At 68.2% G+C, this 22,114-nt stretch carries 25 protein-coding genes; 15 read left to right on the top strand and 10 right to left on the bottom strand.

What is annotated here, in order from left to right:
• Positions 1 to 331 precede the first annotated feature (331 nt).
• Positions 332 to 706 (bottom strand): hypothetical protein, encoded by a 375-nt coding sequence (locus tag O5O43_RS12985; RefSeq protein ID WP_271084313.1) that lies wholly within the window; start codon positions 704 to 706, stop codon positions 332 to 334.
• 93 nt (positions 707 to 799) lie between these two features.
• On the opposite strand from O5O43_RS12985, the gene O5O43_RS12980 reads away from it, so the two are divergent.
• The 3 genes from O5O43_RS12980 to O5O43_RS12970 all read left to right on the top strand — a co-directional run bounded on the left by O5O43_RS12980 (position 800) and on the right by O5O43_RS12970 (position 2,601).
• Entirely contained in the window at positions 800 to 2,104 is a 1,305-nt protein-coding gene (locus O5O43_RS12980; RefSeq protein ID WP_271084312.1) for an amidohydrolase, read from the top strand.
• Positions 2,105 to 2,188: 84 nt separating this feature from the next.
• Entirely contained in the window at positions 2,189 to 2,338 is a 150-nt protein-coding gene (locus O5O43_RS12975) for a hypothetical protein (RefSeq protein ID WP_271084311.1), read from the top strand.
• Between the two features lie 38 nt (positions 2,339 to 2,376).
• A complete protein-coding gene (locus O5O43_RS12970) occupies positions 2,377 to 2,601 on the top strand; it encodes a hypothetical protein (protein WP_271084310.1) in 225 nt (74 codons plus the stop codon).
• Here the strand turns inward: O5O43_RS12970 and dapE are convergent.
• Positions 2,598 to 3,785, bottom strand: a complete 1,188-nt coding sequence (gene dapE / locus O5O43_RS12965) for a succinyl-diaminopimelate desuccinylase (protein WP_271084309.1) — start codon at positions 3,783 to 3,785, stop codon at positions 2,598 to 2,600. The genes O5O43_RS12970 and dapE overlap by 4 nt on opposite strands.
• 67 nt (positions 3,786 to 3,852) lie before the next feature.
• Between dapE and O5O43_RS12960 the strand changes: the two genes are divergently transcribed.
• Positions 3,853 to 5,148 (top strand): MFS transporter, encoded by a 1,296-nt coding sequence (locus tag O5O43_RS12960; RefSeq protein WP_271084308.1) that lies wholly within the window; start codon positions 3,853 to 3,855, stop codon positions 5,146 to 5,148.
• Between the two features lie 74 nt (positions 5,149 to 5,222).
• Here O5O43_RS12960 and O5O43_RS12955 read toward each other — a convergent pair whose 3' ends face one another.
• Positions 5,223 to 6,245 carry a 2'-deoxycytidine 5'-triphosphate deaminase gene (locus tag O5O43_RS12955; protein ID WP_271084307.1) on the bottom strand — a complete coding sequence of 341 codons (1,023 nt, stop codon included), beginning with the start codon at positions 6,243 to 6,245 and terminating at the stop codon, positions 5,223 to 5,225.
• Between the two features lie 150 nt (positions 6,246 to 6,395).
• On the opposite strand from O5O43_RS12955, the gene apaG reads away from it, so the two are divergent.
• Genes apaG through O5O43_RS12940 form a run of 3 tightly spaced genes read left to right on the top strand, consistent with a single transcriptional unit; the run spans position 6,396 to position 7,524 of the window.
• Entirely contained in the window at positions 6,396 to 6,800 is a 405-nt protein-coding gene (gene apaG / locus O5O43_RS12950; protein WP_271084306.1) for a Co2+/Mg2+ efflux protein ApaG, read from the top strand.
• A gap of 35 nt (positions 6,801 to 6,835) precedes the next feature.
• Entirely contained in the window at positions 6,836 to 7,129 is a 294-nt protein-coding gene (locus O5O43_RS12945) for a type II toxin-antitoxin system HigB family toxin (protein ID WP_271084305.1), read from the top strand.
• 14 nt (positions 7,130 to 7,143) lie between these two features.
• A complete protein-coding gene (locus O5O43_RS12940) occupies positions 7,144 to 7,524 on the top strand; it encodes a helix-turn-helix domain-containing protein (RefSeq protein WP_271084304.1) in 381 nt (126 codons plus the stop codon).
• A gap of 204 nt (positions 7,525 to 7,728) precedes the next feature.
• On the opposite strand, the gene O5O43_RS12935 is transcribed toward O5O43_RS12940, so the two are convergent.
• Positions 7,729 to 8,262: a GcrA family cell cycle regulator gene (locus tag O5O43_RS12935; protein WP_271084303.1), complete on the bottom strand. Its 534-nt coding sequence runs from the start codon at positions 8,260 to 8,262 to the stop codon at positions 7,729 to 7,731.
• 257 nt (positions 8,263 to 8,519) lie between these two features.
• On the opposite strand from O5O43_RS12935, the gene O5O43_RS12930 reads away from it, so the two are divergent.
• The 4 genes from O5O43_RS12930 to argF all read left to right on the top strand — a co-directional run bounded on the left by O5O43_RS12930 (position 8,520) and on the right by argF (position 11,816).
• Positions 8,520 to 8,666: a hypothetical protein gene (locus tag O5O43_RS12930; protein WP_271084302.1), complete on the top strand. Its 147-nt coding sequence runs from the start codon at positions 8,520 to 8,522 to the stop codon at positions 8,664 to 8,666.
• 38 nt (positions 8,667 to 8,704) lie between these two features.
• Positions 8,705 to 9,526: an ABC transporter permease gene (locus tag O5O43_RS12925; RefSeq protein WP_271084301.1), complete on the top strand. Its 822-nt coding sequence runs from the start codon at positions 8,705 to 8,707 to the stop codon at positions 9,524 to 9,526.
• 194 nt (positions 9,527 to 9,720) lie between these two features.
• A complete protein-coding gene (locus tag O5O43_RS12920; RefSeq protein ID WP_271086437.1) occupies positions 9,721 to 10,902 on the top strand; it encodes an aspartate aminotransferase family protein in 1,182 nt (393 codons plus the stop codon).
• Positions 10,902 to 11,816 carry an ornithine carbamoyltransferase gene (gene argF, locus O5O43_RS12915; protein WP_271086436.1) on the top strand — a complete coding sequence of 305 codons (915 nt, stop codon included), beginning with the start codon at positions 10,902 to 10,904 and terminating at the stop codon, positions 11,814 to 11,816. Before O5O43_RS12920 ends, argF begins: the two co-directional genes overlap by 1 nt.
• 65 nt (positions 11,817 to 11,881) lie before the next feature.
• Here argF and O5O43_RS12910 read toward each other — a convergent pair whose 3' ends face one another.
• Complete coding sequence (locus O5O43_RS12910) at positions 11,882 to 12,385, bottom strand: pyridoxamine 5'-phosphate oxidase family protein (protein ID WP_271084300.1); 504 nt, start codon at positions 12,383 to 12,385, stop codon at positions 11,882 to 11,884.
• 57 nt (positions 12,386 to 12,442) lie between these two features.
• Positions 12,443 to 12,640, bottom strand: coding sequence for a hypothetical protein (locus tag O5O43_RS12905; RefSeq protein ID WP_348637141.1), 198 nt, complete (start codon positions 12,638 to 12,640; stop codon positions 12,443 to 12,445).
• 223 nt (positions 12,641 to 12,863) lie between these two features.
• Here O5O43_RS12905 and O5O43_RS12900 point away from each other — a divergent pair, with 223 nt between their 5' ends.
• The 4 genes from O5O43_RS12900 (at position 12,864) to O5O43_RS12885 (ending at position 18,153) form a co-directional block, all read left to right on the top strand.
• Positions 12,864 to 15,902 carry a hypothetical protein gene (locus tag O5O43_RS12900; protein ID WP_271084298.1) on the top strand — a complete coding sequence of 1,013 codons (3,039 nt, stop codon included), beginning with the start codon at positions 12,864 to 12,866 and terminating at the stop codon, positions 15,900 to 15,902.
• Between the two features lie 96 nt (positions 15,903 to 15,998).
• Positions 15,999 to 16,925 carry a sulfite exporter TauE/SafE family protein gene (locus O5O43_RS12895; RefSeq protein ID WP_271084297.1) on the top strand — a complete coding sequence of 309 codons (927 nt, stop codon included), beginning with the start codon at positions 15,999 to 16,001 and terminating at the stop codon, positions 16,923 to 16,925.
• Positions 16,922 to 17,737, top strand: a complete 816-nt coding sequence (locus O5O43_RS12890; RefSeq protein ID WP_271084296.1) for a TIGR02186 family protein — start codon at positions 16,922 to 16,924, stop codon at positions 17,735 to 17,737. Before O5O43_RS12895 ends, O5O43_RS12890 begins: the two co-directional genes overlap by 4 nt.
• Positions 17,737 to 18,153, top strand: coding sequence for a DUF3429 domain-containing protein (locus O5O43_RS12885; RefSeq protein WP_271084295.1), 417 nt, complete (start codon positions 17,737 to 17,739; stop codon positions 18,151 to 18,153). Before O5O43_RS12890 ends, O5O43_RS12885 begins: the two co-directional genes overlap by 1 nt.
• Here O5O43_RS12885 and pdeM read toward each other — a convergent pair.
• The 4 genes from pdeM to O5O43_RS12865 are packed head-to-tail and all read right to left on the bottom strand — an operon-like array spanning position 18,150 to position 22,046.
• On the bottom strand, positions 18,150 to 18,893 hold the full coding sequence (gene pdeM, locus O5O43_RS12880) for a ligase-associated DNA damage response endonuclease PdeM (RefSeq protein ID WP_271084294.1): 744 nt from the start codon (positions 18,891 to 18,893) through the stop codon (positions 18,150 to 18,152). The two genes, O5O43_RS12885 and pdeM, sit on opposite strands and share 4 nt — an antisense overlap.
• Complete coding sequence (locus tag O5O43_RS12875) at positions 18,890 to 21,382, bottom strand: ligase-associated DNA damage response DEXH box helicase (RefSeq protein WP_271084293.1); 2,493 nt, start codon at positions 21,380 to 21,382, stop codon at positions 18,890 to 18,892. Before O5O43_RS12875 ends, pdeM begins: the two co-directional genes overlap by 4 nt.
• Entirely contained in the window at positions 21,379 to 21,795 is a 417-nt protein-coding gene (locus O5O43_RS12870; RefSeq protein WP_271084292.1) for a type II toxin-antitoxin system VapC family toxin, read from the bottom strand. Before O5O43_RS12870 ends, O5O43_RS12875 begins: the two co-directional genes overlap by 4 nt.
• A complete protein-coding gene (locus O5O43_RS12865) occupies positions 21,795 to 22,046 on the bottom strand; it encodes a type II toxin-antitoxin system Phd/YefM family antitoxin (RefSeq protein WP_271084291.1) in 252 nt (83 codons plus the stop codon). The genes O5O43_RS12870 and O5O43_RS12865 overlap by 1 nt, the downstream gene beginning before the upstream one ends.
• Positions 22,047 to 22,114 lie beyond the last annotated feature (68 nt).

Here is a 22,114-nt window from a genome sequence, read left to right as displayed (position 1 = left end):
CCGCACGTCCGGGTCCTGGGCCCAGGACGCCTTCCCCAACGACGGGATGCGAGTAGTGTAACGGAGGAATCCAGGGCGCCTGCGATAAAGGCCTTAATCAGAGCCGGGCGTTGAATTCGTTGGGCGAATTCGGGTGTCCATTGATGGGTATCGACCAAAATCGCCCCGTGCACCCCAGCAATGGCTGAGGTCCAGGTCGCGGCTTGAGGCGGCTGGGATGGTCGCAACGGTGGAATCCTCCCTCCGGACCCCAGCCTGCGCTGGGATGCACCGAGAGGGCCACGTCTGGCGACCATTCCGACCCGGAGACTCGTCCAGGCCCGGACGCGATCTAGGCGTCGATGGAAAGGGGTTGGCCTTCGCCGACGACGCTCAGGGTCGGCTTCAGTCTTCGCCCGTCGTCGAGGTTCAGGCGGGCCTTGACCTCGAACAGGTCCGCGCCGACGGGGACGATCAGGAGGGCCTTGGGCTCGGCGGCGTTGACGCAGACCACGGCGTTCTTGGGACAGACGTCGAAACAGGCGGTCTCGATCACGGCCAGCTCGGCCTTGCGGCCCTTGCCGTCGCCGGGTTTCAGATATGTCTTCAGGGCCTTCTTGAGGCTCTTGTCGCCGTGCGGGCCGAAGCCGCCGTCGAGCTTCTTCTGGCATTTCCTGCAGACCAGGACGACGTCGCGCCATTTCGTCTTCGAGATCTTCACGGCCATGGCGGATATGTCGGCTGCGTCTGCGACGGGCGCAAGACGCTTGCGTCGGCGGGCGCGACACCGTCATCATCCCGCACCGATCGGGGAGCTTTCATGATCCGTACCGCCGCCATCGCCGCCGCCCTGACCCTCATGGCCGCGCCCGCCCTCGCACAGGTTCCGGCGGCCGACGTCGCGACCGCCGCGCAAGGGATCGAGGCCGATGTCATCGCCTGGCGCCGCGACCTGCACGCCCATCCGGAGCTGGGCTTCGCCGAAACCCGCACCGCCGCCTTCGTGGCCGAACATCTGCGCGGCATGGGGATCGAGGTGCGAGAGCAGGTCGGGCGGACCGGGGTCGTCGGCGTCCTGCGCGGGACCGGGGCGGGACCGCAGCATGTGGTCGCCCTGCGCGCCGACATGGACGCCCTGCCGGTGCTGGAGACGACGGGCCTGCCGTTCGCCTCGACCGCGACGGGGACGTATCAAGGCCAGACCGTGCCGGTCGCCCACGCCTGCGGCCACGACGCCCACGTCGCCATGCTGCTGGGCGCCGCCCAGGTGCTGAGCGGAATGAAGGATCGCTTCAGCGGGACCGTCGTCTTCCTCTTCCAGCCGGCGGAGGAGGGCGCGCCTCCGGGAGAGCCGATGGGCGGGGCCAAGCTGATGATCCAGGACGGGGCGCTGGAGAACCCCAAGGTCGAGGCGATCTTCGGTCTGCACGTCGTACCGGGTAAGGCCGGGACCGTCTTCTATCGGCCGCAGGGCTTCATGGCGGCCTCGGACCGGGTGGACATCACCCTGCATGGACGCCAGACGCACGGCGCCTGGCCGTGGCGCGGCATCGACGTGGTGGCGGTGGCGGGGCAGGTGATCTCCACGGTCAACACCCTGACGGCGCGGACCATCGACCCGACGACGACCCCGACCGTCTTCACCATCGCCACGGTCAACGCCGGGGTCCGCTACAACATCATCCCCGACGAGGCGGTGATGTCGGGGACGCTGCGGACCTTCGACGTGGCGCAGCGCGACGATCTGGTGCGCCGCGCCGAGGCGGCGATCGACCATGTGGCCGAGGCTTACGGCGCGACTGCCGACTTTGCCATCCGCCAGAACGCGGCCCTGGTGTTCAACAACGAGGAACTCTCCGCCTGGCTGGCTCCGGTTTTGACCGAGGTCGCGGGGGCAGGCAACGTCAATCCGGCCACCCCGCCGACAACGGTGGCGGAGGACTTCTCCTATTTCCAAAACGAGGTCCCGGGCGTCTTCTATCACCTGGGTGGGACGGCGGACGGGGTCGATCCGGCCACGACGGCGCCGAACCATTCGCCTCAGTTCGACGTCAACGAGGACGTGCTGGTGCTGGGGGTGAAGACCCACGCGATGTCGGCGCTGAGGTTCCTCGAGCGGCAGTAGGGTCAACGGGGCGTTGCCCACGTTTGTTTGCGAACGCTCAAGGCGATGGGCGCAGCCTTTGAGGGTTACGCCCGGAGACCGACCATGAGGGTCCTGAACTTCCAGCTGCCGCCCATCGAACGCCAGCCGCGCCGCGAGCTGTGGCGGGAGACCGGCTTCTTCCTCGCCTCATTCCTCGCGACCCTGGGCGGGGCCGTGGTGATGATGAACCACGCCGCGGCGGTGCTGGCCTGAAGCTTGACCTGCGGCGCAAGGGCGGCGAGGGGAAGGCGATGACCGCCTCCGACACCGAACTGGCCCGCTTCAAGGCCGCGCGCGACACGGCCATCCATCGCCTGCGCCTGATCGAGCAGGGCGCGCAGATCGTCTACGAGGACGGGACGCCCGTCGACATGGCCTCCGAGAAGGCGCGGCTGGAAGAGGTCGTCGCCGGCATGGACCGCCGGATCGCCAGACTGGAGCTGGCCGCCGCGAAGGCGACCGGGCCGCTGAACTAGGTGCGGGCGAAGACCGTCTCGATGACCCGTCGGTAGGTCGCGGCTAGGGCCTGAAGCTCGGCGATCGGAACCCGCTCGTCGATCTGGTGCATGGTCTGTCCGACCAGACCCAGTTCCAGCACCGGGCACATGGCGCGGATGAAGCGGGCGTCCGACGTACCGCCGGTGGTCGAGGCGTCGGGGCGGAGGCCGGTCGTCTGTTCCACCGCATCCTGCACGGCCGTGACGAAGGCGCCGTGGGGCGTCAGGAAGGCCTCGCCGGAGCACATGTGTTCGAGGGTGATCTGCAGACCCGTCTCGGCCTGCACGCGGCCCGCCTCGCGGTTCAGCCAGTCGATCAGGCCGTCGCCGGTCTGGGCCGGGTTGAAGCGGATATTGAGCCGGGCGCGGGCCTCGGACGGGATCACGTTCGTCGCCGGATTGGCGATGTCGACGGTGGTGATCTCCAGATTCGACGGCTGGAAGGCCTCGTAGCCGGCATCCAGGACGTGGGCGTCCAGACGGCTCAGCAGACGCACCAGGACCGGGGCCGGATTGGCCGCGCGGTCGGGATAGGCGACGTGACCCTGTTTGCCGTGGACGGTGATCCAGGTGTTGAGCGATCCGCGCCGGCCGATCTTGATCATGTCGCCGAGCTGCTGCTGGGACGACGGTTCGCCGACGATGCAGGCGTCGATGCCCTCGCCCTCGGCCATCAGGGTCTCGACGACGCGCTTGGTGCCGTGCAGGGCCGGGCCTTCCTCGTCGCCGGTGATGAGGAAGGAGAGGGAGCCCTCCACCTCGCCTGCCGCCAGCACCTCGGACACCGCAGCGACCCAGGCGGCGATGCCGCCCTTCATGTCCACCGCCCCCCGGCCGTAGAGGACGCCGTCCTTGACCTCGGCCTCGAACGGATCGGACGACCAGGCGCCGGCTTCGCCGGTCGGCACGACGTCGGTGTGGCCGGCGAAACAGAGGTTGGGCGAAGCGGTCCCGCGCCGGGCGTAGAGGTTCTCGATCCGCGCCTCCTTGCCCTCGCCGCCCGGCCCCTCGAAGGCCATGCGGCGGCAGGCGAAGCCGAGGCCCTCGAGCACGCGCTGGAGCGTGTCCATCGCGCCTTCGTCGGCCGGGGTGACGGAGGGCCGGCGGATCAGGTCGCGACAGAGGTCTACGGGATCGATGACGGTCGGGACGGGGGCGCTCATGCGGTCATGCTTTACGGGGATCGCGACCGGGCGCAAAGACCGGGCCTCCCCACGAGACGCCCTCAGCATGACCGATTCTCCCGAGACGCCCGAGCCGATCACCAAGCCGAACGCCGAGGCCGCCCTCGCCGCTCACGGGACCAATCCCTGGGCGATCAACGACTTTCGCCTGATCTGGCTGGGCCGGCTGTCGGCCGTGCTGGCGATCCAGATCCAGTCCTCGGCCCTGTTGTGGCAGGTCTATGAGATCGCACGCCGCGATCATCCGATCGAACAGGCCAGCCTGTATCTCGGCATGGTCGGGCTGGCCCAGTTCATTCCGCTTCTGCTGCTGACCCTTCCGGCCGGGGAGATGGCGGACCGGCGCGACCGGCGTCGGACGGTGATCCTGTCGGTCATGGCCGAGGCGCTGTGCGCCCTCTCCTTTCTCGCCATGGCGATCCACGGCCATCCGCCGCTCTGGGGGCTGCTGGCCGTAGCGGTCGGCTTCGGCGCGTCGCGCGCCTTCCTGGCGCCCGCCAGCCAGGCCTATCTGCCGATGGTGGTCGGCCGTGCCGCCCTGCCGCGCGCCATCGCGGCCCAGTCGATCGCCTTCCAGACCGGGGCCATCGCCGGGCCGGCCCTGGGCGGGGTGATCGTCGGGATCAATGTGCCGCTGGCCTATGGGGTGTCGTTGGGCCTGTTCGCCGTCGGCCTGATCTGTTTCCTGATTATCCGCACCAGCGGCAAGCCGACCCCGATCGAGGCGTCCGGCGATCGCTGGGAGGCAGTCAAGGACGGGCTGAAATACGTCTGGAACACCAAGATCGTGCTGGGCGCGATCTCGCTGGATCTGATCGTGGTGCTGTTCGCGGGGGTCGCCCTGCTGACGCCGATCTTCGCGCGCGACATTCTGCATGTCGGTCCCGAAGGGTTCGGCCTCTTGCGCGCGGCGTTCGGGGGCGGGGCCTTCCTGATGGCGCTGGTCCTGGCGCGCTATCCCCTGCCCGGACGCGGCGGGATGATCATGTTCGCCTCGGTCGCCGTGTTCGGCATCTGCACCGTCGTGTTCGGCCTGTCGAAGATCGTCTGGCTCTCGGCGGCGGCCCTGTTCGTCGGCGGCATGGCCGACATGGTCAGCGTCAACATCCGCCAGACCCTGATCCAGCTGTCGACGCCGGATCACATGCGCGGGCGGGTCAGCTCCGTGTCGATGCTGTTCATCGGCGCGTCCAATGAACTCGGCGAGGCCTATTCCGGGGTGATGGTGCGGTTCCTGGGTCCCATCGGCGCGGCCGTGTTCGGCGGGTTCGGGGCCCTGGCTGCGACGGGGGTCTGGGCGAAGCTGTTCCCGGGGCTGCGGAAGGCGGACAAGCTGATCTAGATCGAGGCAATAGGCACTAGGCAACAGGCAACAGAGGTCGTGCAGCTCTGTTGCCTGATCCCTGTTGCCTTGCCTCAGCCCCACACCTTGAAGTGCTTCGACAGCTTCAGCCCCTGGCTCTGATAGTGGCTGCCGCTTTCGCCATAGAGGCGGCTGGGCCGTTCGGTCAGGGGTTCGTAGACCAGTCGGGCGACGATCTGGCCGTGTTCGAGTAGGAACGGCGTGTCGTGGGTGCGGACCTCGAGCACGCCCTTGGAGCCCGCACCATGGGCTTCGTCCGTGCCGAAGCCGGGGTCGAAGAAGCCGGCGTAGTGGACACGGAACTCGCCGACCGAGGGGTCGATCGGGGTCATCTCGGCGGCCTGCATGACCGGGATCTCGACCGCCTCGTTGGAGGCCAAGATATAGAACTCGCCCGGATCCAGCAGCAGTTCGCCGCGACGCAGCGTCAGCGGCTCCCAGAAGTCTTTCGGGTCATGGCCGTCGATGTTGTCCAGATCGACGACGCCGGCGTGGCGACGGCCGCGAAAACCCACGATGTCGCCGGACTGGAGGTCGACGCCGACCGAGCGGGTCTCCAGCTTCGGCGGCTCCCCGGCCTTGAGGCGCAACTGGTTCAGGCGGGTGCCGGGGCGGACCAGGATGGAGAAGGTCTGGGGCGCGATCTCGAGATACAGCGGTCCCTCATAGCCCTCGTCCACGTCGTCGAAGGCGCCGCCGCGATCGGTCAGCAGGCGCACGAAGACGTCGACGCGGCCGGTCGAGGATTTGGGATTGGCGCGGGCGATCAGGCCCTTGGGCAGGCTCAGCCGCTCCTGCAGCTCGGCGATGTAAACGCAGCCCTTCTCCAGCACATAGCCGTCCGAGAGGTCGATCGGGTGCATGGAGACGTCGGCGATCCGGTCGGCGACCAGCCGCTTGCCGGGCAGGAAGGAGGCGCGGACGCGCCAGGCGCGCTCGGACAGACGCAGGTCCAGGCTGGCTGGCTGGACCTGATCGGCATCCCATTCCGTGGCGGAGGTGATGGCGCCGCCCGCGATCAGGGCTTCGATGGACTGGGCGGGCAGGATGCCGGGCGTAGGGAATTCAAGAGTCATGGAATGAGCCTTACACACTGATGTCGCCGGACGCACGTCCGGCTGAAGCGCTACCGCTCGACGCGCGGCGTCTCGCTGCTTGAGCGCGGGCGCGGTCGCTCGCCACTTGCGCGCGCTTGAACTCTGGCTTGCGTCAGGCGACCATAGGTCATGCACGACACGAACCCCTATGTGGCTGAAACGGAAGGCGTCGTCGTCCGCGTTCGCCCCAGCTATCTGGCCGGACAGTCCGATCCGGCCGAGGGCCGCTGGGTCTGGGCCTATCAGGTGGAGATCGAGAACCGGGGCGACGAGGCCGTTCGGCTGATGGCGCGGCGCTGGATCATCACCGACGCCACGGGCCATGTGGAGACGGTGCGCGGGCCAGGCGTGGTCGGCGAACAGCCCCTGATCGCGCCGGGCGACAGCTATTCCTACGCCTCAGGTTGTCCGCTCCCGACGCCGTCGGGGTCGATGGAGGGGGCCTATACGATGACCGCCGCCGACGGTCGGTCGTTCGAGGCCGCGATCCCGGCCTTCAGCCTGGATGTGCCGGGTGGGCGGGTCCTGAACTAGTTGCTCCCAATACGGGAACATGTTAGGGTCTATCCATGAACGTCGTGGCGCGCCGTACGCTCGTCGAGTTCTGGACCCGGCACCCGCGCGCCAGGGGTCCGCTCTCGGCCTGGTACGACCTGGCCCGTGCCGCCGAATGGCGGACGCCGCAGGATGTGCGCGACGACTTCAACTCCGTCGATTTCGTCGGTGACACCCGGGTCATCTTCGACATCGGCGGAAACAACTATCGGCTGGTCGTTCGGATTTCCTATCCGTTCAAACAGGTGCTGGTGAAGTTTGTCGGGACCCATGCCGAATACGACCGGATCGATCCGGCCTCGGTGTGAAAGGAGAGGCGACCATGACCCCGTTCACCGTTCGGGTGATCCATGACGACGAGCAGCTGGCCGCCGCCATGGCCGCGTACGAGGCCTTGTTCGACGACGAGCCCCAGCCGGGAACGCCGGAAGGGGACCGGTTCGAACTGCTCGGCCTGGTCATAGCAGCTTATGAGGAGCGGTGTTGGCCGATCGGGGCTGCGGCTCCGCGCGACGTGCTGCGTCTGGTGATGGAGGGGCGGGGCTATAGTCAGGCCGACCTCGCGTCATTGCTGGGGTCGCGGTCGCGGGCCTCGGAAATTCTCAGTGGGCGACGTGGACTGTCCGTCGATCACATCCGCACGATCAGCGCGGCGTGGGGCGTGCCGGCCGGCGCCCTGATCGGGACGGCGCAGGCCGCCTGACGCCAAATAGAAGACCCTCCCCCGCAGGGCGGAGGAGGGTCGAAAGAGTTGGGGCCGCGTCAACCCGGAGAACCATGGCCCCGCCCCGTCCCCGCTTTCGCGGGGATGACAAGCGCTCAAGCAGTGAAGCGCCGCGCGCTGAACGGTCGCGCCCACGACATGCGCTCAAGCAGCGAGCGACCGCGTCGGGAGCGATAGCGCCCGTTAAATGTACCGACGCAGGCTCCGCGCCAGTTCTTCCTTGCCGCCGCGCTTGAGGGCGGGCTGGTAGGCGACGCGGGCGTGTTCGACGCAGTAGACGCCTTCCGAGGCGCGACGGCCGCAGAAGCTGAACTCGGTCGAGGACGGGTCGCCGATCGGCCATTTGCACATGTGGGCGCCGAGGGTCATCACCGTGGCGGTGCCTGGCAGCTCGGCGACGCTCGGCAGGGTCGGAGCCACGGCGACCGGGCGCGGCGCGGGGGCGGCGGCCTCGACGCGGCCCCCCTCGAGACGTCTGGGCGCCGACGGCTGGGCCGGCGGGGTCGTGCGGGTGCGGGCCGGACGGAAGGTCGTGGCGGCGCGGGCCGGCTGCGACGGGGTGGCGCGGCCCGACAGGCCCAGGCGGTGAACCTTGCCGATGACGGCGTTGCGGGTGACGCCGCCGCCCAGCTGTTTGGCGATCTGCGAGGCCGACTGCCCCTCCAGCCACAGCTTCTTCAGCGCGCCGACGCGATCCTCGGTCCAGCCTGCGGTCATGACACCCTCCGGGTACGATCTGATTCAATATCTGGCGCCCGAGGTCCCCTCCGGATCCCTTCGGCCACAACTAATCGTAAACGAGACCTTAACAGACGCAAGATGTGCGAATCAGTCGTCCACAGGAACTAGATATTGAATCGGTGTTCTGTGACCGACGCGAAGCGGCGCGATACGGAACCCGCCCAAGGGTCTCGTGTTCGTTTTGCATGCCCGCCGATGCTCCAAACGACCCGCCGATCCAGCGTAAGCCATTGATGCCCAAGGCCGGTGAGGGCTTGGTGACCGTCGTCGATCCTCCCTCCGCGCCGATCATCATGACCGCGGACGCCGCAGAGATTTCGGGCCTTCGTCTGATCGCCGAGGCCGACGCGGCGCGGCGCAAGGCCAACCCGACCCTCTAGGCCTTGCGTCCCGCCAGTTGCGGCCGCATCTGGGCGTCATGACCGATCTTGCCTCGACCCGCCCTTCGGGCCTTCCGACCCCGCGCCACTATGCCGGGGTCAACTGGATCGGGGTTCAGACGCTTTATCTGCGCGAAGTCCGCCGCTTCTGGAAGGTGGGGGCCCAGACGGTCGCCGCACCGGTGGTCACGACCCTGCTCTACATGCTGGTCTTCGTCGTGGCCTTGAAGGGGGCGCGGCCGCCCCTGCACGGCACGCCCTTCGCCGAGTTCGTGGCCCCCGGCCTGATCATGATGGCCATCCTGAACAACGCCTTCGCCAACGCCTCGTCGAGCCTGATCCAGGCCAAGATCATGGGCACCTCGACCGACTTCCTGACCCCGCCGCTGTCGCCGCTTGAGCTGACGATCGGCTTTTCGCTGGGCGCCGCGACGCGGGGCATCGCGGTGGGTCTGGTCACCGCCGTCTGCGTCATGCCGTTCGCGAAGCTGGGCGTCACCAACGTCGCGGCCATCCTCTATTTCGCCCTGATCGCCTCGCTCCTGATGGGGATGATCGGGGTGCTGGCCGGCCTGTGGTCCGAGAAGTTCGACCAGCTGGCGGCGGTCCAGAACTTCGTCGTCCTGCCGATGACCTTCCTGTCGGGCGCCTTCTATCTGGTCGAGAACCTGCCCCAGCCGTTCGCGGCCATCAGCCACTGGAACCCCTTCTTCTATCTGATCGACGGCTTCCGCTACGGCTTCATCGGCCATGCGGAGGGCAATCTGATGATCGGCGTGGTCATGTCCGGCGCCCTGACGGTGGTCATGGCCGTCTGCTGTTGGCTGGTGTTCAAGTCGGGCTGGCGGCTGAAGAGCTGAGCGGAGGCAACAGGGCGAGCCGGTGTCGTAATGCGATCACTGCCTCCTGTCGCCTATTGCCTGTTCCCTCTTGCCTCGCCGCCTGGTGTTGACTCAGACCCACCCCCGCCCGACAACCCCTTTTTGAGAAAGTCCCGCCGCTCCGCGTGCGGGGCTTCGTTTCTTTTGGAGGTACGTCCGTGTCCGGTCATTTGATGGGTGTCTACAATCGCGCGCCGCTGGAAGTGGATCGCGGGCGAGGCGCGCGTCTGTGGGGCAAGGACGGGACCGAGTATCTGGACTGCGTCCAGGGCATCTCCACCAACGGCCTGGGCCACGCCCATCCGGTGCTGGTCGAGGCGGTGAAGGCCCAGGCCGAAAAGCTCTGGCACGTCTCCAACATCTACAAGATCCCCGGTCAGGAAGAGCTAGCCGACGCGTTGACGGCCAACAGCTTCGCCGACGTCGTCTTCTTCACCAACTCGGGCACGGAAGCCGTCGAGTGCGCGCTGAAGACGGCGCGGAAATTCCACGCAGCGAATGGTCAGCCGGATCGGATCGACATCTACGGCTTCGACGGGGCCTTCCACGGCCGGACCTATGGCGCGATCAACGCGGCGGCCAACCCCAGCTACACCGAAGGCTTCGGGCCCAAGATGCAGGGCTTCCACCAGCTGACCTGGGGCGACCACGAAGCGATCAAGGCGGCCATCGCCCAGTCGACGACGGCGGCGATCATCGTCGAGCCGGTGCAGGGCGAGGGCGGCTGTCGCGCCATGCCGGAACACTGCCTGCGGGGCCTGCGCGACCTGTGCGACGAGCACGGCGTGCTGATCATCTTCGACGAGGTCCAGTGCGGCATGGGCCGGACCGGCAAGCTGTGGGCGCATGAGTGGGCCGGCATGGCGCCCGACATCATGGCCGTGGCCAAGGCGCTGGGCGGCGGCTTTCCCGTCGGCGCCTGTCTGGCGACCACCCATGCCGCCAAGGGGATGACGGTCGGCGCCCACGGCTCGACCTTCGGCGGCAACCCGCTGGCCATGGCGGTCGGCAAGGCGGCCTTCGGCGCGATCAACACGCCGGAAATCCTGGGCAATGTGTCCGAGATCGCCGCCTATCTGAAACAGCAGCTGAACGGTCTGGCCGAGCGTTTCCCCGACGTGATCGTGGACGTGCGCGGCAAGGGGCTGCTGATCGGGCTGAAGCTGGTTCCGAACAACCGCGACTTCATGGGCTGGGCGCGCGACGATCAGCGCCTGCTGATCGCCGGCGGCGGCGACAACTGTGTGCGCATGCTGCCGCCGCTGAACCTGACGCTGGACGAGGCCCGCGAGGCCGTCGAGCGGCTGGAGCGGACGTGCGAGTTCGCACGGACGAAGATCAAGGCGGCGGTCTGATGGTGCGGCACTTCCTCGACATCCACCGGCTCGACGCTGCCGAGTTGCGCGCCATTCTCGACGACGCCCACGCCCGCAAGGCCGCCCGCAAGGGCAGGCCCCAGGGCTGGGTCGACGCCGATGCGCCGGCGAAGGATCGCGTGTTGGCGATGATCTTCGAGAAGAACTCGACCCGAACGCGCTTCAGCTTCGACGCGGCCATCCGCCAACTGGGCGGCGCCTCGATCATCGCTACGGCCTCGGACATGCAGCTGGGGCGGGGCGAGCCGGTCGAGGACACGGCCAAGGTCCTGTCGCGCATGGTCGACGCCGTCATGATCCGCGCCAACGATCACGAGGACGTGGAGCGGTTCGCCCGCGTCGCCACCGTGCCGGTGGTCAACGGCCTGACCGACCGGTCCCACCCGTGCCAGATCCTGGCCGACATCATGACCATCGAGGAGCAGCGCGGGCCGATCGCCGGCAAGACGCTGGCGTGGATCGGCGACGGCAACAACGTCTGCCACAGCTTCATGCATGCGGCGCCGAAGCTGGGCTTCCACCTGAACGTGGCCTGCCCGGCGGAATATCATCCGGACCTGCACGACCTGGCCAAGGGCGGCAACGCCGTCAGCCTGACCTCGGACCCGCGCGATGCGGTCAAGGGCGCGGACGTCGTCATCACCGACACCTGGGTGTCGATGGGCGACAGCGACTACGAGGATCGCCTGCACGCGTTCGAGAGCTACACCGTGGACGAGGCCCTGATGGACTTGGCCGATCCGGACGCGGTCTTCCTGCACTGCCTGCCGGCGCACCGGGGCGAAGAGGTCACCGACGCGGTGATCGACGGGCCGCGCTCGCTGGTCTGGGATGAGGCGGAAAACCGCATCCACGCCCAGAAGGCCGTCCTGGCCTGGTGTTTCGCGGGCTGATCGGGCCGAGTTCGCGACATGAAGGGCGCCGTCCCGAGACGGCGCCCTTCATGTAAAGCCGGGTCTCAGCCCAGATTGACGTCCGCCACGCCGCCGACGTCGGGCATGGTCTTGGTCAGATTAGCCTTGGCGATCTCGAAGAAGAATCCTGCAGCGCTCTTCTTGGAGACCCAGATGCGGCCATCATCTCCGTCGAAGCGGATGATGGTCAGGTGTGGGTCGTCCTTGCCCTCGGGGTACCAGGCGGCGAGGATCGGGTTCCAGTGCTTGTCGATGACGTCCTGGTCGCGACGCAGCGACAGCGAGCCGTGGATACAGGCCCAGACGTGTTGGTCCTTGGAGCCGTAGGTGAACATGCCCTGGGTCTGGCCATTGGCGATGTCCTTGGCCAGGTCGGTCGTGTCCAGGGTGAAGAACCAGATCGTGCCGGTCTCCTCCTCGCGATAGGCCGTCATCGGCTGCGAATGATACCCGGGCGTGTCGATGCCCAGCATGCCGGTGTTGGAATCCTTCAGATGTTTCCAGAATTCCTTTTCGGCGTCGGCGGCGGGGAGGGTTTCGTCGGCCATGTCGGCTCCTTCGTGATGGGTCGGCGGGGATAACCGCCCAGCCGTCACGCCGTTCCGTCAGGTCCCGCGCGGCGTGACCCCGAGCAATGTTCCGAGGTGGATGATGAGCAGGAAGGCCAGCGCTCCCGCCAGCAGCATGATGAACCGCCACGGCACCATGCGCGGCCTCAGGAAGTCGCTGGGTCGCGCGCCGCGCCATCCGGCGAAGACGCCCACGATCAGGGCGCCGGCCAGCAGCGAAAGGGTCAGGGTCATCGACATCGGCGTCCTGTGGCGAGAACCCCGCGCAGACGCAAGCCAACCCTTTCCGATGTCTTAATCTTCATCCCGCGTTAACCATGTCGGCCCGATGAAATGAGTAGCGGCGCGGCCTATCCACAGGTGAATGGCGAACCGTCAAGATGTTGGGGTTAACAGTCCGTTTACACCCCGGATATGGGCGATATACCGTGCGTCGTATGGGTCGGGAGCCGAATCAGTGAGCGCAGCCGCCGCAGCGCCTTGGAGCGTAAAGGGGATCGACCCGAAGGCGCGTGAGGTGGCCAAGGACCTGGCGCGCCGATCCGGCATGACGCTGGGCGAATGGCTCAACACCATGATCATGGACGACGAGGACGACGGCGTCTCGCCGTTGCCGCGCCGTCCGCACGCCTCCGAGACCTTCGAGCGTCGGGGCCGCTCGCGCCGCCTGGACGACGCCTACGACATGGGCTCGCGCGACGACGAGACCCTGATGCGCGTCGCCGCCTCGGTCGAGGCCATCGCTGCCCGTCTGGAGGCCGCAGAGCGTCGCTCCACCCTGGCGATCCAGGGCGTGGACCAGGCCGTCGCCGGTCTGGTGCGACGCATGGAGGCGCAGGACCAGCAGGCCGGTCAGTACGGCCGCCGCATCGACGACATCTCCGACGAACTGAAGGAAGGCCACAAGCGCCTGCGTCGGTTCGAACAGGAAGCCGGCCCCAAGACCACCGAGACCATAACCAAGGTCGAACAGGCCCTGGGCGGTCTGGCGGGGCGTCTGTATGACATCGAGGAGCGCCAGCGCTCGGGCCTGATGGAGGTCCGCCAGCGTCTCGACGGCGTCGAGAAGGCCGACGCCTGGGGCAAGACAGACACCGCCGTCGCCGCCCTGACCAGCCGTCTCTACGATCTGGAGGAACGCAACCGCGCCCACGGCCAGACCCTGTTGTCGCGCATCGAGGCGGTCGAGAAGGCCGCCGGCGCGGGCGCCGGTTCGGACTTGCTGGCCCGCGTCGGTCAACGGCTGGACGCCGCCCAAAGCCAGACGACCGAGGCCCTTCGCAACCTGGAACGCTCCTTCGCCGGGCTGGACCAGCGTCTGCGCGCCGCCGAAACCCGGGTCGAGCCGGAAGGCTCGCGAGAGGCCGCCCGCTTCGAGAAACTGGCCGAGACCCTGTCGCGTCAGGTCGACGCCAACCGCACCGAGATGCTGCGCAAGCTCGAGACGGCCGAGAGCGAAGGCCGGATGGCTCGCATCGAGGCCACCATCGCCTCGTTGGGCGAGCAGGCCCGCTCGGCCGAGCAGCGCTCCGCCCAGGGCATCGACGCCATGGGCCGCGAGGTCCTGCGCATCGCCCAGAACCTGGACAGCCGCGTCGCCAAGGTCGAGACCGTCGGCGATAGCCGTCTGGAGAAGCTGGAAGCCGGGCTGGCGCGATCGCTGACCCAGACGCTTTCGGACAAGATCGACCGCGACATGAGCCGCTACGGCCAGGCGATCGAACACCGCCTGAACCGCGCCGACGACCAGCACGCCATCGCCATCGAGAAGCTCGGCGTGGAGATCACCCGCATCTCCGACCGTCTCGCCGACCGCATCGCTCAGTCGGAGCGGAAGTCCGCCCAGGCGCTGGAGGACATCGGTCGGCGCATGATGGAGGGTTCGGAGCGGATCGAGCAGCGCTACGACCGGGCCTCGGGCGAGCTGGCCGAGCGGATGCGTCTGTCCGAGGAACGGACCGCCAAACTGCTGGCCGAGGCGCGTGAGACGCTGGACCAGCGGGTCGCCGCTCCGGTCACGGCGACGCCCGCCTTCGATCCGACGCCGCAGCCTCTTCCGGACCCCATACCCGAACGCGCCGCCGTCCCTCCGGCGATGGCCGCCGAGTTCGCCCAACCGGACTGGCGCTCCGCGGCCTTCCCCGAGGAAGATTTCGCGCCCAGCCAGAACGACGACGGTTGGTCGATCGACTCTCTCGCTGCGGATATCGAACCCTTCCCCGAGGCGCCGTTCGCCGCTGCAGCGTCGTCCGAGCGCAAGATCGAACCCTGGGGCGAGCCTGAGGCGGCTGAACCGACCGAGGACAGTTTCGAAGCCTTGCCGCGCCGCTTCGAACCGACGGCGCCCGAGCCGACCCCCTTCGGCTCGGCGACCCAGCCCTTCGGCGGCTTCGGCGGCGCGGATGTTTCCGACGCGCTGGACGCCATCGCCGAGGTCTCGCCCCAGCCGACCTTCGCCGCGCCCGTCGCCGAGGCCTTCCCTTCGACCCGCACCTTTGACAGCGGCGATGACGATTTCGCCGCCGAGACCGAGTTCGTCGACACCCGTCGGCTGCGCGCCGGTCTGGGCGGAGGGGCGGCCGCCGGTCGCGCCTCGACCCGCGACGCCATCTCCGCCGCCCGCGCGGCCATGAACACCCCGCAGGCCGCCGCTGCCGAAGTCGCGCCACGGTCCGGCTTCGGCCTGGGCGGCGCCAAGAAGGGCGGCAAGTCGCGCCTGCAGGAGCGACTGGACAAGCAGGCCTCGCGCGACGGCACGGCCAAGAAGGCCTTTCTGGCCTCGGTCACCGGCATCGCCGTGGTCGCCGGCGTCATCTCGCTGGGTCGCATCACCGGGTATGACGTCAACGACCTGAGCCGTCTGGTCGGCGGCGCCCCCGAGGCCGACAGTGCGACGCCCATCGCGGCCCTGGCGCTGGCGCCTGCGGACGCGCCGCTGGACGCCTCGCCGGCCGACGCGACCGAGGCCCAGACCCTGTTCGCCCAGGCGACCGAGCAACTGGACCGCAACGATCCGGCCGGGGTCGAGACCCTGACCCGGGCGGCCAATCTGGGCGAGCCCCAGGCTCAGCTGAAACTGGCCGGCCTGTTCCAGTCGGGTGAGAACGGCGTCGCCCGGAACCTGCAGGAAAGCCGCCTGTGGGCCCGCCGTGCGGCCGAGGGCGGCGACGCGGGCGGCGAGCATGCCTACGGCATGTATCTGTTCGACGGCGTCGGCGGCGCGCGCAACCGGCCCGAGGCCCTGGACTGGCTCAAGAAGGCCGCCGATCAGGGTCTGGTCGACAGCCAGTACAATGTCGCCCGCATCTACGAGAACGGAGACGAGGGCATCGCGCCCAATCCGACGCAAGCCTACCGCTGGTATCTGATCGCCGCCCGCGCCGGCGATCCCCAGGCCCAGGCCGCCGTCGACCGTCTGGCCCCGACCATCCCGGCCGCCGCGCGCCAGACCGCCCGCGCCCAGGCCGAGGCCTTCGCCCTGGAACCGCTCGCCTGACACGCTTGGTGGGTAGCCCTGAAAAGGCCGCGCCGATAAGACATCCAGCAGTCGCCTTCCGGCGTTTCGCGTAATCTTCAGCCGAAGGCCCGCCCTTTGGAGATCTATCTGCCGATCGCCGAGGTTTCGGTGAACTGGCCGTTCCTGGTTCTGCTGGGCGCGCTGGTCGGATTCGTGTCCGGACTGTTCGGCATCGGCGGCGGCTTCCTGATGGCGCCGGTGCTGGTCTTCCTCGGCATTCCTCCGACCGTGGCCGTCGCCAGCCAGGCCAGCCACGTCGTGGCCTCCTCCACCTCCGGCGTCATCCGCTACACGGGCCAGGGCGCGGTCGATTTCAAGATGGGCGGCATCATGGCCGCCGGCGGGGTCATCGGCGCCCTCGCCGGCGTCGAGGTGTTCCGCTACCTACGCCTCCTGGGTCAGGCCGATCTGGTCGTGGCCTTGTCCTACCTGCTGTTCCTCGGCGCCATCGGTCTGCTGATGCTGCAGGAAAGCCTGACCGAGATCCTGCGCCGGCATCGCGGCGAGATCGCTCCGCACAAGGAACGTCGCCGTCCGCTCTGGCTCTACGGCCTGCCGTGGAAGGTGCGGTTCCCAAAATCCGGTCTCTACATCTCCGCCATTCCGCCGCTGGTCCTGGGAATCTTCGCGGGCGTTCTGTCGGCCATCATGGGGGTCGGCGGCGGCTTCATCCTGGTGCCGGTGATGCTCTATGCCCTGCGCATGAAGGCGGGGGTCGTGGTGGGCACCAGCCTGTTCCAGATCATCATCACCACGGCCATGACCACCATCTTGCAGGCGGGCCGGAACCAGACGGTCGACATCGTCCTGTCGACCCTGCTCCTCATCGGCGGGGTCGTAGGGGCGCAGCTGGGCGCCAAATACGCCGGTCGGTTCCGCGCCGACATCCTGCGCGCGGCCCTGGGTCTGCTGATCCTCTTCGTCGGCATCCAGATGGGGCTGGAGCTGTTCGTGCGGCCGACCGACATCTTCCTTGTGGCGCCCGGGGTGTCCGACGGATGATCCAGGATATTCCCCCGCCCGCCCCACTGATCGAAGCGGTCGCCCCAGCGCCCGAACAGTCGGTCGATACCGCGGCCGAGTTGCGCGTCGCCGCCGCCCTGACCGATGCGAGGGTCCAGGTCGACTCCAGCTTCCGGGGCGCGAACATCGTCCTCTACGGCGCGGTCTTCAATCCGACCGACGATCCGACCGACGTGGTGGTCGTGGTGCGCGGGCCCGACGCTCCGATCCGTCTCGTCAAGAAGACGCGCAACCTCGGCGTCTGGCTGAACAGTCGCCCGGTCCTGTTCGAGGGCGCCCCCGGTTTTTACATGACCGCCTCGACCCGACCCCTGCCGGACATCGCGGGCTTCGGTCAGCTGCGCAGGCTCGGCGTCGGGGTCGATCACCTGCGCATCGACGCGCCGGAGGAGAGCCGCACCGTCACCCGCTACGGCGTACGCGACGTGGTCATCTCGCGTCTCGGCGAAGACTATCTCGACTGGCGTCGCGCCGTGATCCGGCTGAAGGAGGCGGCGGCGCTCTACGACACCGATCCGGAAGGGGTGACCTTCGTCGATCGCGGCCTGTTCCGCGCCCAGGTCGAACTGCCGGCCACGGCCCCGACGGGCGAGTACCACGCCGAGGTCTGGCTGTTCCGCGACGGCGAACCGGCGGGCGTGTCGAACCTGACCCTGACGGTCGAGAAGGTCGGCTTCGAACGCGACGTCTACGAGTTCGCCCATCGGCGTCCCTGGAGCTACGGCGTCCTGTGCGTCCTGCTGGCCGCCGGGATGGGGTATCTGGCCAGTCGCGTGTTCAGGAGAAACTGATGGACCGGACCCGCTTGACGGCCTGGGGGCTGACGCTGGCCGGCCTCATTCCCTTCGTGGGCTTGGCGGGCTGGATTCTGCTGAAACGGGACGAAAGCGCCGAGTGGCTGGACCCGCTCACGATCTACGCCGCGGTCATCGTGTCTTTTCTGGCGGGTACGCGGTGGGGCAAGGGCCTGGCCGAGCGCGATCCGCGTCCAGCGACCCTGATCCTCAGCAACGCGCCGCCGGTCGCAGCCTGGCTGACCTTCCTGCCGGGCGTGCCTTATGAGTTCCGGCTGGTGGTGCTGATCTTCGCCCTGGTCGCCATGGTGTACTGGGACTTCCGTGCTTCGCCGACGTGGTATCGGACGCTCCGCAGCGTGGCGACGGCGGGCGCGATCCTGAGTCTGCTGGCGGTCCTGCAGGCGCTCTAGACGAGCCCGGCCCAAGCGAGGGCGTGGACCCGATCCTTGCCCAGAGCCGCCGCCATCGGAGGTTCGCGGAACAGGCCGGCGATGGCCGCATCCAGCACGTTCAGCCCCCCGGTGAACGCTCCGAACGCCGGCAGGATCAGCCGCCGCCCGTCCGTAACGAAGCACGACCGACGCACCATTCGCGCATGGGCGACGACCCGGGCGCAGGGGTGGAGGTGTCCCGCAACCTCGCCGTTCTGAGCCTCCGGCATCGGCTCGTGGGTCAGAAACAGGGCGCCCAGCCGCATCTCGCCGACGATCCGGCCGGGCAGACGCGAGACGGCGTCCGCATCGGCGACGTTGAGCGCCTCGCGGTCGTGGTTGCCCTCCAGCCAGACCCAGTCGCGCCCGAAGGCCAGGCGATCGAGCCGCTCGCGGTCGTCCGCCGCCATCCGGCCGATGGATTTGGAATCGTGGAAGCTGTCGCCGAGCAGGACGACCCGCCCCGGCTTCAGCTCGGCGATCTCCGCCTCCAGCCGATCCAGCGTCGCGCGGCTGTCGTAGGGGGGCAGCATCTGGCCGCGCGCGGCGAAGGCCGAGCCCTTCTCCAGGTGGAGGTCGCCTGCAACCAAGGTTAAGAAATCCGGCAGCCACAGTGCGCCCGAGCAGCGCAGCACGCAGTGCTCGCCCATGACCCGCACGGACAGCGATCCGCAAACGCGACGCGCCGGGGTCAGGGTCGCTCTCAGGGCCGCGTTCATGCCGCCCCCTGCAGTTCAGGCGGGGCGTCCTCCATGACCTCGTCGATCAGCTCCTGCGCCGAGGCTTCGAGGATCATTTCAGCCGCGTCGCCCCCGACCCGCTCGCGTCCGATCTGGACCAGGACGGGCACGCAGAAGGGCGAGGGCCGCTCCAGGGCGATGGGGCGGATGTGGCCCGCGATCCGGCTCAGCAACTGACCCAGACGCGCGACGTCCAGCAGGCCCGACGCGGCGTCGGCGCGGGCGGTGCGGAGCAGCAGATGATCGGGCTGGTGGCGGCGGAGCACGTCGTAGATCAGGTCGGTGGAGAAGGTCACCTGGCGCCCCGTCTTCTCGGCGCCCGGCTGTCGGCGCTCGATCAAGCCCGAAACGAGGGCGCAATTGCGGAAGGTGCGCTTCATCATGAAGCTCTCCTCCAGCCAGGCTTCCAGATCGTCGCCCAGCATGTCGGGCTGGAACAAAGCGTCCCAGTCCAGCCCGTCCATCGGCTTGATGGCCCAGATGGCCAGCGAATAGTCGGTCACGACGAACCCCAGCGGCCCGACGCCCAGCCGATCCAGCCTGCGCGTCAGCAGCATGCAGAGCGTCGAATGGGCCAGCCGCCCCTCGAACGGATAGGCGACGAGGAAATGGCGGCTGCCGCGCGGGAAGGTCTCGACCAGCAAACTGTCGGCGTCGGGGATCAGGCTGCGCTGATCCTGAAGCTCCAGCCACTCCTGCACGTCGGGCGGCAGGACGCGCCAATGGTCGCGGTCCTGGACCATGGCGCGGACGCGGGCGGCTAGAGACGTGCCGAGCGGAAACTGCGACCCGCCCCAGCTTGGGATCTTGGGGTCCTTGTCGGCGGCGTGAGTGACCAGGGCGTCCATGCCGACGATGCCCTGGAAGGCCCAGACCTGCCCGGCGAAGACGAAGGTGTCGCCGGGCGTGAGCTGTTCGAAATACCACTCCTCGGCCTCGCCGACCTTCCGCCCGCCGACCAGTTGTTTCGACGCGCCGCCGCGTCGCGAGGCGACCTTCACGTTCAGGGTGCCGGCCGCCACGATGGCCCCGACATTCATGCGGTGGCGCTGCGCGACCAGTTGGTTTCGCACGGTCCACTGGCCTTCGGGCGTCCGGACGATGCGGGCGAACCGGTCGTAGGTGCGCAGCGCATATCCGCCCGTGGCGACGAAATCCACCACCTCCTCGAACGCCTCATAGGTCAGGCCGCGATAGGGGCTGCAGGACGTCACCTCGGCGTGCAGGGCGTCGAGGTCGAACGGCTCCGAACAGGCGACCCCCATGACGTGCTGGGCCAGGGTATCGAGGGTGCCGATGTGGTGCGGCTCCCAGTCGAAGGCGTTGTCGGCGACCGCCTCGCGCGCCGCCTGGCATTCCAGCAGTTCGAACCGGCTGGCGGGCACCATGAGGGCGCGGCTCGGTTCGTCGAGCCGGTGATTGGCCCGGCCGATGCGCTGGACGAGGCGGCTGGATCCCTTGGGCGCCGCCATCTGGATGACCAGGTCGACGTCGCCCCAGTCGATGCCGAGGTCCAGCGTCGAGGTGCAGACCACGGCGCGCAGGTCGCCCCGCGCCATGGCCGCCTCGACCTTCCGCCGCTGCTCGGCCGCTAGCGAGCCGTGGTGCAAGCCGATGGGCAGGTTCTCGTCATTGATCTCCCACAGCTGCTGGAAGACGAACTCCGACTGCCACCGCGTGTTGACGAAGATCAGAGCCAGTTGGGCGCGCTTGATGGCGTCATAGACTTCGGGGATCGCATGCTGGCCGGTGTGCCCGGCCCAGGGCACGCGGCCCTCGGACACCAGCACGTCGATCAGGGGCGCTGCGCCGGGATCGCCCTTGACCATCGCGACCGGCTCGTCCTGCGCCGCGAGCCACTCCGCGATCAGCCCCGGATCGTCGATCGTCGCCGACAACGCCACCCGTCTCAGCCCCGGCGAAAAGCTCTGCAGCCGTGCGAGACCGAGGTTCAGCAGGTCCCCCCGCTTGCCCGACCAGATGGCGTGGACCTCGTCCAGCACGATGCATTTCAGGTCGGCGAAATAGGCCCGCGCTCCGCTCCAGGCGCAGAACAGGGCCAGCTGTTCCGGCGTGGTCAGCAGGATGTCCGGCGGATTGTCCCTCTGGCGCTGCTTCTTCGACTGTTTGGTGTCGCCGGTCCGGCTCTCGACATGGATGTTCAGCCCGATCTCGCGGATGGGCGTCATCAGGTTCCGCTCGACGTCGGTCGTCAGCGCCTTCAGCGGCGAGACATAGATCGTATGGATCCCGCTGCCCGGCCCGAACTCCGGCCGAGGCCCACGTTCGGCGAGATCGATCAGCGACGGCAAGAACCCCGCCAGCGTCTTGCCGCCCCCCGTCGGCGCGACCAGCAGGGCGTGCGATCCGCCCTGCGCCGCCGCGATCATCTCGAGCTGGTGCCGCCTCGGGCTCCAGCCTCGGCTGGCGAACCAGTCGGCGAACAGCGGCGGCAAACTGGCGGTCATTCGCTCCACGGCGATAACACGCGGCAGCCCGTGTTTTCGAAATGACGGACGTTGCGCGTGACGACGGTAAGCCCGTGAACATGGGCAGTCGCCGCGATCAGCTCGTCGGTCATTTCCGAGACCCGTCCCGCCGCTCTCTGAGCTTCCGCGATTGACGCCCAGCGTTCCGTGACATCCAGATCAACCGGCAGGATACGCTCGTCGTACCTGAGGATCATATCCTCAAGCCAGAAATCCAGGTCGTCCCGCCGCCGGCTCGGTTCGAGCCGCACAATGCCTCGGCGCAACTCGCCGACGGTGATGACGCTGAGATGAAGGTCGGAGAGAAGTTGTTCGCCCAGCCACGCCACAACCCCGGGATCCGGTCGTGCGCGCTTGGGCTCGCTGATCGCATTGGTGTCGAGCAGAAACATCAGAAGGGATCGATCTCCCGCGCCGGACGCCGGTCCCGTTCCAGATCGACGCCCTCGAGAGAGGGGCCGTTCAGCAGCCAATCCTTGAAGTCCCGCGACGCACGCGGGTCCTTCAGGCGGCGGAAGTCTTCGGCGGACAAGACGACAGCCGCCGCTTCACCGTGCAGCGAGATTTCCTGCGGTCCCTCAGTTCGCGAGCGGCGAATGACCTCGGAAAGATTGTCCTTTGCCTTGGCGACGCTCCAGCTCATAGCGTTTTCCTTTATGGCTATGCTTTGTGGCTATACTCTCGTGCAAGTCTCGGAGCAAGCAAATGTTC

This window comes from Brevundimonas sp. NIBR11 (assembly GCF_027912535.1).
In the GTDB taxonomy this organism is placed as follows: domain Bacteria; phylum Pseudomonadota; class Alphaproteobacteria; order Caulobacterales; family Caulobacteraceae; genus Brevundimonas.
Note: the sequence above shows the minus strand (reverse complement) of the source record. Positions and strands in the feature narration are given on the sequence as shown.